Here is a 9280-nt window from a genome sequence, read left to right as displayed (position 1 = left end):
TGGCGGGCCTCGTCGGTCTGAATGCTTGCCAGCGTCTTTTCGAATAGATGGTGGTGGGCGCGATCGGCCAGGGCCGCCATGGCCATGAATTGCAGGTTGGTGAAGCCCGTCTCGAAGACGAAGTTGAGCTGGATGGCGAGGTCGAGGGCGTCGGCCGCGAGGAACATGTCGTCAAAAAGGTGCCGTGCGGCAAGAATGACCCATTGGTTGGTGTGGTAGGCCTTGTGCGTCCAGTCGAAATTCCCGTCGTGCGAGAGCAAGTCGCTGCCGATTAGCAGCGGAATCTGGGTATGGCGGATCTCGTCGAGCGCGCCGAGGGTCGCCATCATCCGCCAGGCGCTATCACGGCCGAACCGAGCCATGCGCAACTCGGCGATCGCGCCGGCATACTCAGCCAGAGCGATCGCACCGTTGTGAAATTTGACCAACTCCAGCCAACCCGGGTCGAGTTCGTCGACCAGCCGTGGCTTCGACAGTGCCGCACGTACTCCGAGGACGGCCGCGTCTTTTTCCCGTTGATTAGCCACATACTCCCGGTAGGTGGTGCGGTAGGCCTCGCTCCAGCCCTGCCAGGCCTCATGGGCCAGCCACGGGCGGCCGCTGATTTGTTCAGGAAAGAGGCTGCGTTCATCGACGTAGCGGGGGGTCCAGTCGACCTTGCGCGCTATGTCGAGCCAGTCGTCTCTTCGAAGTACCATTTCGCTGCCTCGGCAATCTCCGTGTCGGAGTCGGACCCGGCCGCGGGTTCATCGGGTACTAGGTCGCTTGCTGCGCCAGCCAGGAGTTCATCGGGTGTCAGAAAATACGGGTTTTCGATCAGCATGCCGCTAACCAGCATGCGGGGGTGTGTCTTGAGCAGATCGACGATGATTCCGGCGCCGAAACGGTCGATGTCGTATAGACAAACGACGACCTGCGGGTAAAGCGGCAGGTACCGGTTCATTTCAGACTCCAGCAGGAGCAACTCGTGCATGTCAGGCACAACGTCTCGCCGCGACCAGGTCTCGACCGCGCGCACAAGGTCGAACCGCCCGTCGTACATGGCATCCGCGATTGCGGCTTTCCATGAGCCGATGATCTCGTCGGCGCAGAATCGGCCTGACCGCAGATACAAATCAGCCGCCCGGATCACTTCGAGCTGTTTGGCGGATGTAGCGGACGTAGCCACGTTGTGCCCGAGCTTCTTGAAAATCTTGGCCGGATCGGTTTCATCGAACACGCAGATGCATTTATCGCCTGCGGTCAGCCCCTCCTCCAGGAACGGGATCACCACCTGGTCGCGTTGGGACTGGCCTGCATAGAGGCCGCAGATGTGATCGCCCACCTGGGCCTCGAGGCCGTTCACTCCCAACGCGATACTAGGAGACACCGCCCCCCTATCAACGAGACTTGATCAGCGTAGTCGAGGTCGCGGCTTAGTGGCGGGTGCAGTTTCGCCTCTTGCATAATCTTTACGGTTCCCCCTACCCCTGGCGGGGCAGCTCGCACCGTTGTTTTCGGCCCATCGGGCGCACGCGCAGGTCATCTCCGACTGCCAGACTCCTTCAATGTTGGCGTTTCTCCGACGTCTGAGTTCGTTGGGGTAGCGCCGACCGATACCACTTCTTGCTGCGCGCTAGGGGAAGCCGTGACTCGTCGCCTCCCCGCCGGAATCGGGGTTGTCGAGCGGATTGCCGGCGGTACAGATGCCCTTCGGCCGGTTCACGTTTGCCAGGGGCTGGATCGGCAGCCCGCCATTGACACCCACGACGGCAAACCGATGAAAGCCGCTATTTCAACGATCCCGGTCATAGGCCATGTCCACGGCATCGCCGTGAGTCGCAACGGCGACCATGCCTATGTTGCGCTATCCAAGTCGGTCGCGGTCCTCAACCGTGAGCACCGCGTGGTGGCCAGTATTCCGCTGCCCGATCATCCGAAAAACCTGCTGATGGAGGCCGACGGCAAACAATTGATTGTCAGTCAGCGCGGGGGGTCGGTATCGGTCGTCGATACCGACGCCTACACCGTGAAAACCCTGCAAGACCGGTGTGTTCCGGATGTGGTGGTCAGCCCGGACGGACGCTATGTCTACGCTGTCCATCGCCAGGCCTCCGGAAGAAGGGACGCTGACGTAGTGGCGGCAATCGACATTGCCAGTGGAACAACGGTTTTCAAGATACCCATCAACGATGTCGCCGGACTTGCGATCAGCCCTGCCGGGACTCTGCTGTACGCGGTTTCATACGACCGCCGCACCTATTATCAGTATCCGGCGGGCCGGCTGACTATCATCGATGTCGCGAGCGGTACCGTCGCCGACGCCATCGCGGTCGGCGCTTGTCCGGAGACAGCAGCCGTGAGTCCGGACGGCACCCTCCTGTCCATCACACACTACGACACGCGTTCGGTCTCGATGGTCAACGTGGCGTCCGGCGCCGTTACCGCGGTCGGCCTGCGGGACGCTCCGCTCGGCATGATGTTCACCCCGGACGGCACCCGTGTCTATGTGGGCAATGAGCATTCACTGACCGCGATCGACACGACGACTGCTGACGCATGCGATCTCGTCTCGGGCGACCTCCCCAGAGGTTTGCAGCTCAGTCCCGACGGAAAGCACGCCTACAGCGCCAATTTCGGCGACGGCACGATCTCGGTGATCGATACCATCACCAACGCGATCACCGCGACCCTCGACGTGCTCAGCCATCCCGAGGCGATGGCGGTCAGCCCAGACGGAGAGCGTGTCTATGTGGGCGACTACTGGTCCCGCGCCGTCGCGGTGATCTCGGTGCCAATGCTGCGCGACCTGCTCGGCAACACCTGAGACTCATCGTCGTGGATCGCCCGGAGGCCGAACCGGTCTCGTCGCCACCAGTAAGACCGCCAGCGCGATTGGGGCTCGTCCGGCTCTGGACGGTGACTTGTGCTGGCAGGACGAATCCGCTCGTCGGTTTTCACCCCGCTGGGCGCACGCGCAAACGCAATCCGATTGGAAGGCTAACTGCGTAGAGGCGTACCCGATGTGGGCTTGACCCACCCGGCTTGTGCCCCCGAACACTCACAATTTAAGGAGACGCAATGACTCTCATGCGATTCGACCCGTTCCGCGAACTCGACCGGCTCGCCGATCAGGCGCTGACAAGCGCTCGGACGCCACGAACAATGCCGATGGAAGCCTTCCGGCGTGGTGACCAGTTCATCGTCGCCATTGATGTGCCGGGCGTGAACCAGGAAGACGTAGATGTCACCGTCGAACGCAACGTCATTGAACTGAGCGCGCGTCGCCAACCTTTGCGGCAGGCGGGCGACGAGGTGATCATCGACGAGAGGCCGCAGGGCGAGTTCCGTCGGCAGCTTTTTCTCGGGGACAACCTCGATCCGGACAAGCTAACGGCGAAGTATGACCACGGCGTGCTGACGCTGACAATTCCGGTTTCGGAGGCGAGCAAGCCCCGCAAGGTAGAAATCGACCGATCGACGGAAACGCCGCACGCCGTTGACGCGAAATCCGAAGTCAGACAACCCGTTAGCGCTTAGCTACTTCGACAACTATGCCGACACGCGTTGTCCGCCCTTGTGACGTAAGCATTTTCACCCTGGGTGGTGCCGATGTCGACCAGGCTGACCGCGCAAGGCCGCTGCTGAGTGGCAGCACAAACTAGAGGGAAAAGCAATGGCAACTGCAGTAGGAATCGACCTCGGTACGACCAACTCGGTGATCGCGGCCTGGCAGGGCGGCGAGCCGATCGTCATCCCCAACGCCGAGGGTGCCCGAACTACACCGTCTGTGGTGGCTTTCACCGAAAGCGGTGAACGCCTCGTCGGCCAACTTGCCAGACGGCAATCGATCATGAATCCCAAGGGCACCATCTATTCGGCAAAACGGTTCATCGGCCGGCGCTTCGACGAAATCTCGGAAGAGGCCAAAGCGGTCAGCTTCGACGTCGTCAAAGGCGACGGCGATGCTGTCCGTTTCGACGTACGCGGTAAGAAATACGCGCCGGAGGAGATCAGCGCACAGGTGCTCCGCAAGCTCGTCGACGACGCCAGCAAGTTCCTGGGCGAGCGGGTCAAGGAAGCGGTGATCACTGTTCCGGCGTACTTCAACGATTCCCAGCGCAACGCCACCAAGGACGCCGGGCGGATCGCCGGCCTGCAGGTGCTGCGCATCATCAACGAGCCCACCGCCGCGGCGCTGGCCTACGGATTGGACAAGAAAGGCCACGAGACCGTGCTGGTCTTCGACCTGGGCGGCGGCACGTTCGATGTCAGCCTGCTGGACGTGGGCGACGGCGTGGTCGAGGTTCGTGCCACCGCTGGAGATTCACACCTGGGTGGCGATGACTTCGACCGCCGACTGGTCGACTACCTGGCCGACGAATTTCAACGTGACAACAACATCGACCTGCGCAAGGATCCGCAGGCGTTGCAGCGGCTGTTCGAAGCGGCCGAGAAGGCCAAGGTCGAGCTGTCCTCGGTTGCGCAGACTCAGGTGAACCTGCCCTTCATCACCGCTGACGCGAGCGGTCCGAAGCATCTGACGACGACAATCATGCGGTCGAAGTTCGAGGATCTCGCGGCCGATCTGGTGGAACGTTGCATGGGTCCGGTGAAGCAGGCGATGGACGACGCCAAGGTCACGGCGAACGACATCGACGAGGTCCTCCTGGTCGGCGGGTCGACTCGTATCCCCGCCGTCCAGGGGTTGGTCCGTCGCCTCACCGGCGGCAAGGACCCCAATATGAGCGTCAACCCGGACGAGGTGGTCGCGCTGGGGGCCGCGGTCCAGGCCGGTGTGCTCAAGGGTGAGGTGTCCGATGTTTTACTGCTCGACGTCACACCGCTGTCGCTGGGAGTGGAAACCCGCGGCGGGGTGATGACCAAGCTCATCGAACGCAACACGACGATCCCGGCCCGGCGTAGCGAGGTGTTCACCACTGCCGAAGACAGCCAGCCCGCAGTCGATGTCGTTGTGCTGCAGGGCGAGCGTGAGCTGGCCAGAGACAACCGCGTGCTGGGCAGGTTCAAGTTGGACAACATCCGCCCGGCGCCGCGGGGTGAGCCGCAAGTCGAGGTCACCTTCGACATCGACGCCAACGGCATCTTGAACGTGACGGCACGGGATAAAGACACCGGCGCCGAGCAGAGCATCACGATCAGCGAGCAGTCGAACCTGGACAAAACCGAAGTGGAGCGGATGGTCTCGGATGCCGAGGCGAACCGCCGCGAAGACGAGCAGTTACGCAAGGCGGTCGAGGCACGCAACGAACTCGATTCGGTTGCCTACCAGGTAGAGCGAAAGCTTGCCCAGCTGGGCGAGTCGGCGCCGCCGCACGAGCGGGCGCGCGCCGAGATGCTGGTGGGCGACGCGCGGCAGGCTATCAAAGAGGAGGCGCCACCGGAGCGGGTGCAATCGCTGACGGCGGAACTGCAGCAGGTGCTCTACGGGCTGCAACCGGCGCCGGCAACCGCGGGAAACGGCGACAGCGCCGGTAACGGCCATGGTTCGCAGGCAGCTGACGACGACGTGGTCGACGCCGAATTCGATCGGAGCTGAACCACCGTGGGCACCCCCGCAGAGCAGTCGACAACTCAGGAGAGCGGCGACGCCCCAGTCGAAACGCCGGCTGATCCATCGTCTGAAACCGTTGGCCCGCAAAGTAACTCGGATACCGAGCTGGCGAGGCTCGAGGATCGCTGGCGCCGCGCACTTGCCGACCTGGACAACCTGCGCAAGCGGTATGCCCGGGAACTCGACCGCGAGCGCAAACTCGAACGGTCCAACGTAGCAGGGGCCTGGCTTCCCGTCGTCGACAATCTGGAAAGGGCACTGAACCATTCGGGAGGCGATGCCGACTCGGTGATCGCCGGCGTGCGAGCCATCCTCGACCAGGCGGTGCAGGTGCTGAACAACCTCGGCTACCCGCGAGACACCGAGACAGGTGTGCCGTTCGACCCGGAGCGACACGAAGTGGTTAACGTGACCAACAACGGCGGCAGTGCACCAGGAACCGTGCTTGGGGTCCTGCGCCCGGGTTATGGAAAGGGATCCCAGCAGCTCCGGCCGGCATCCGTGGTCGTCAGCGGCCGCGAGGAGTGAAAGCGCTGTGGCGCAGGACTATTACGAGCTTCTCGGGGTGTCGCGCGATGCGACCCACGAGCAGATCCAGGAAGCGTTTCGGACGTTGGCGCGCAAATACCATCCCGACGTCAACTCCGCCCCCGGCGCCGAGGATCGGTTCAAGGAGCTCAACGAGGCTTATCACGTACTCTCCGACCCGGACACCCGGAAACGCTACGACCGATTCGGTGAAGACTTCCGCCGGGTGCCCGAGGATTACGACGAGCGGGTCGGCGCGGGGTTCGGCGGCTTCCGTGCCGACGCGCCGTCCGGCACCAGGGTGCGCTTCGGTCAGGGCGTCGGCGGCCGCAGCGGCGTCAATATCGAAGATCTCTTCGGTGATTTCTTCGGTGGCAGCGGCGGATTCGGACCGATTCCCGGTGCCGACCAGCGGGCCGAGCTCGAGCTGACTGTCGAGGAAGCCTATCGGGGCGGTCGGCGTTCGATCACGCTGGACGGCCGCAGTTATCAGGTGACCATCCCTGCGGGGGTGATCGACGGACAGCGCATCAGGCTCGCCGGCGAGGGCGGAAGGGGCAGCGGCGACGGACCGGCCGGGGACCTATACCTGGTCGTGCGGGTCAAACCGGATCGTCGGTTTCGGCTGGACGGACGCGACATCGCAACCGATCTGCCGGTGTCGCCGTGGGAGGCGGTGCTGGGTGCCACCGTTGCCGTCCACACCCCGGGTGGCGAGGCGAAAGTCAAAGTGCCGCCGGGTTCGTCGACGGGCAGGCGGCTGCGGCTCCGCGGCGAAGGGATGGCCAATCCGCGCGGCAAACCCGGCGACCTATACGCCGAGGTCAAGATCGTCGTGCCGCCGAAACCCACGAAACAGGAGCGCGAGTTGTTCGAGCAGCTGGCCACGGTGTCCACGTTCGACCCCAGGAGAGGGCGATGACCGCAACGGCCCCAACAACGCGCTACGTGCTGGCGCGACGACCCGGACTGGATCTGGACACGTTTGCCCACCGCTCCGGCTTGCACCCCGACACGGTGCGCAGATTCGTCGCACTGGGGCTGCTGCCGTGTCAAAGAAACCCCCGCGGCCAGCTTCGCTTCGACGCGTCGGCGCTGCGCATCGTTGCCCGCATTCAGCGGCTTCGAATAGGCCTCGGACTCAACTACGCGGCGATCGGGCTGGTGCTCGACCTTTTAGACCGAATCGAGGAGCTGGAATCTGGGCTCCGCCAAAGGAGGACATCGCTGTGGACATCAACAGGCTGACCCAAAAGTCGCAGGACGCTTTGCAGGAGGCGCAGGCTCTGGCCATCCGGATGGGCCACGTCGAGGTCGACGGTGAGCACCTGCTGTTGGCATTGGTCGACCAGCCGCAGGGCTTGGTGCCGCGGCTATTGGACCAGGCGGGCGCCGACACCGAGGAGCTGCGTGCCGACCTGGAACGTGAGCTCAACCGTCGACCGAAGGTCAGCGGTCCGGGCGCCGTCCCGGGTCAGGTTTCGATCACCGCGAGACTGGCCAAGGTGTTGGAGGCCGCCGAGCGAGAAGCTAAGCGGCTCAAGGACGAATACGTCTCGGTGGAGCACCTGGTGATCGCGCTCGCCGAAGAGGGCAGTTCGACGGCCAGCGGACGGATACTGGCGTCCCACGGGGTGACCCGCGACGCGTTCCTTGGGGCGCTGACCAAAGTGCGCGGCAACCAGCGGGTCACCTCGGCGACGCCGGAGGGGTCCTACGAAGCGCTGGAGAAATACGGCCGCGACCTGGTCGCAGAGGCCCAGTCAGGCAAGCTCGACCCGGTGATCGGACGAGATGCCGAGATACGCAGGGTCATCCAGATACTGAGCCGCAAGACAAAGAACAATCCCGTGTTGATCGGCGACCCCGGTGTCGGCAAGACCGCGATCGTGGAAGGACTGGCTCAGCGGATCGTGCGTGGTGACGTACCGGAAGGCCTGCGAGAAAAGACGATCTTCGGGCTCGACATGGGATCGCTGGTGGCCGGTGCCAAGTACCGCGGCGAATTCGAGGAGCGGCTCAAAGCTGTGCTGGCGGAGGTGAAAGCCGGCGAGGGCCGCATCTTGTTATTTGTCGACGAGCTGCACACCGTGGTCGGTGCCGGCGCCGCAGAAGGGTCCCTAGACGCCGGCAACATGCTCAAGCCGATGCTGGCCCGCGGTGAGCTGCACATGATCGGCGCCACCACTCTCGACGAGTACCGCAAGCACATCGAGAACGATGCCGCTCTGGAGCGAAGGTTCCAGACGGTGCTGGTGGACGAACCCGATGTGGAGGACACCATCTCGATTCTGCGGGGCCTGCGCGAACGTCTGGAGGTATTCCACGGTGTGCGGATCCAAGACGGTGCGCTGGTAGCGGCGGCGACGCTCTCGCACCGCTACATCACCGACCGGTTCCTTCCGGACAAGGCGATCGACCTGGTCGACGAGGCGTGTGCGCGTCTGCGCACCGAGATCGACTCCATGCCTGCGGAATTGGACGAAATCACCCGGCGGGTGACTCGGCTGGAGATCGAAGACGCCGCACTGGGGAAAGAGACCGACCCGGCCAGCAAGGCCCGTCTGGAGGAACTCCGCAAAGAGCTGGCCGATCTGCGGGCGGAGGCCGATGCGCGGCACGCGCAGTGGGATGCCGAGCGACAGTCGATCCGTCGGGTGCAGGAATTGCGGGGACAGCTGGAGCAACTGCGGCATGAGGCGGAGGAAGCCGAGCGTAGCTACGACCTCAACCGGGCAGCCGAGTTGCGGTACGGGGAGATCAGGGAACTCGAACGCAAGCTGCAAGCGGCCGAAGACCAACTCAAGGCCAAGCAGGGGAAGCGACCGCTGCTGCGTGAAGTGGTCGACGCCGACGAGATCGCCGAAATCGTGGCCGCCTGGACCGGGATACCGGTGGCCCGCCTGCAGGAGGGCGAACGCGAGAAGCTTTTGCGGCTGGATGAAATCCTGCACGAACGGGTGGTCGGCCAGGACGAGGCGGTGCAACTCGTCGCCGATGCGGTGATCCGGGCCCGATCGGGAATCCGGGACCCGCGCCGGCCGATCGGCTCGTTCATCTTTCTCGGGCCCACCGGTGTCGGCAAGACCGAACTGGCGAAGACGCTGGCGGCCGCCCTATTCGACAGCGAGGACAACATCGTGCGCCTGGACATGAGCGAATACCAGGAACGGCATACCGTGAGCCGGTTAGTCGGTG

The 9280-nt window shown here is 63.8% G+C and carries 8 protein-coding genes and 1 pseudogene; 7 read left to right on the top strand and 2 right to left on the bottom strand.

The annotated features are described in order from the left end of the window. Both VN856_RS13160 and VN856_RS13155 read right to left on the bottom strand, forming a co-directional pair. Positions 1–698: pseudogene (locus VN856_RS13160) on the bottom strand (toluene monooxygenase); the annotation flags it as partial. Continuing rightward, positions 665–1369 carry an MEDS domain-containing protein gene (locus VN856_RS13155; protein WP_325689665.1) on the bottom strand — a complete coding sequence of 235 codons (705 nt, stop codon included), beginning with the start codon at positions 1367–1369 and terminating at the stop codon, positions 665–667. The gene VN856_RS13155 and the pseudogene VN856_RS13160, both read right to left, overlap by 34 nt. Before the next feature lie 258 nt (positions 1370–1627). On the opposite strand from VN856_RS13155, the gene VN856_RS13150 reads away from it, so the two are divergent. The 7 genes from VN856_RS13150 to VN856_RS13120 form a co-directional block, all read left to right on the top strand. After that, on the top strand, positions 1628–2806 hold the full coding sequence (locus VN856_RS13150) for a YncE family protein (protein WP_325689663.1): 1179 nt from the start codon (positions 1628–1630) through the stop codon (positions 2804–2806). Positions 2807–3060: 254 nt separating this feature from the next. Continuing rightward, the gene (locus VN856_RS13145) at positions 3061–3519 is read left to right on the top strand and encodes an Hsp20/alpha crystallin family protein (RefSeq protein WP_325689661.1); all 459 of its coding nucleotides are present in this window, start codon (positions 3061–3063) and stop codon (positions 3517–3519) included. Between the two features lie 136 nt (positions 3520–3655). Continuing rightward, on the top strand, positions 3656–5539 hold the full coding sequence (gene dnaK / locus VN856_RS13140; RefSeq protein ID WP_325689659.1) for a molecular chaperone DnaK: 1884 nt from the start codon (positions 3656–3658) through the stop codon (positions 5537–5539). A gap of 6 nt (positions 5540–5545) precedes the next feature. Continuing rightward, positions 5546–6082 carry a nucleotide exchange factor GrpE gene (locus tag VN856_RS13135; protein ID WP_325689656.1) on the top strand — a complete coding sequence of 179 codons (537 nt, stop codon included), beginning with the start codon at positions 5546–5548 and terminating at the stop codon, positions 6080–6082. Positions 6083–6089: 7 nt separating this feature from the next. After that, entirely contained in the window at positions 6090–7004 is a 915-nt protein-coding gene (locus tag VN856_RS13130; protein ID WP_325689654.1) for a DnaJ C-terminal domain-containing protein, read from the top strand. After that, positions 7001–7330, top strand: coding sequence for a chaperone modulator CbpM (locus VN856_RS13125; RefSeq protein WP_325689652.1), 330 nt, complete (start codon positions 7001–7003; stop codon positions 7328–7330). Before VN856_RS13130 ends, VN856_RS13125 begins: the two co-directional genes overlap by 4 nt. After that, positions 7312–9280, top strand: a 1969-nt coding sequence (locus VN856_RS13120) for an ATP-dependent Clp protease ATP-binding subunit (RefSeq protein ID WP_325689650.1), incomplete at its 3' end; no start/stop codon positions are given. The genes VN856_RS13125 and VN856_RS13120, both read left to right, overlap by 19 nt.

Source organism: Mycobacterium sp. (genome assembly GCF_035603715.1).
GTDB lineage: Bacteria > Actinomycetota > Actinomycetes > Mycobacteriales > Mycobacteriaceae > Mycobacterium.
This window is presented reverse-complemented; position numbering and strand designations above follow the sequence as displayed.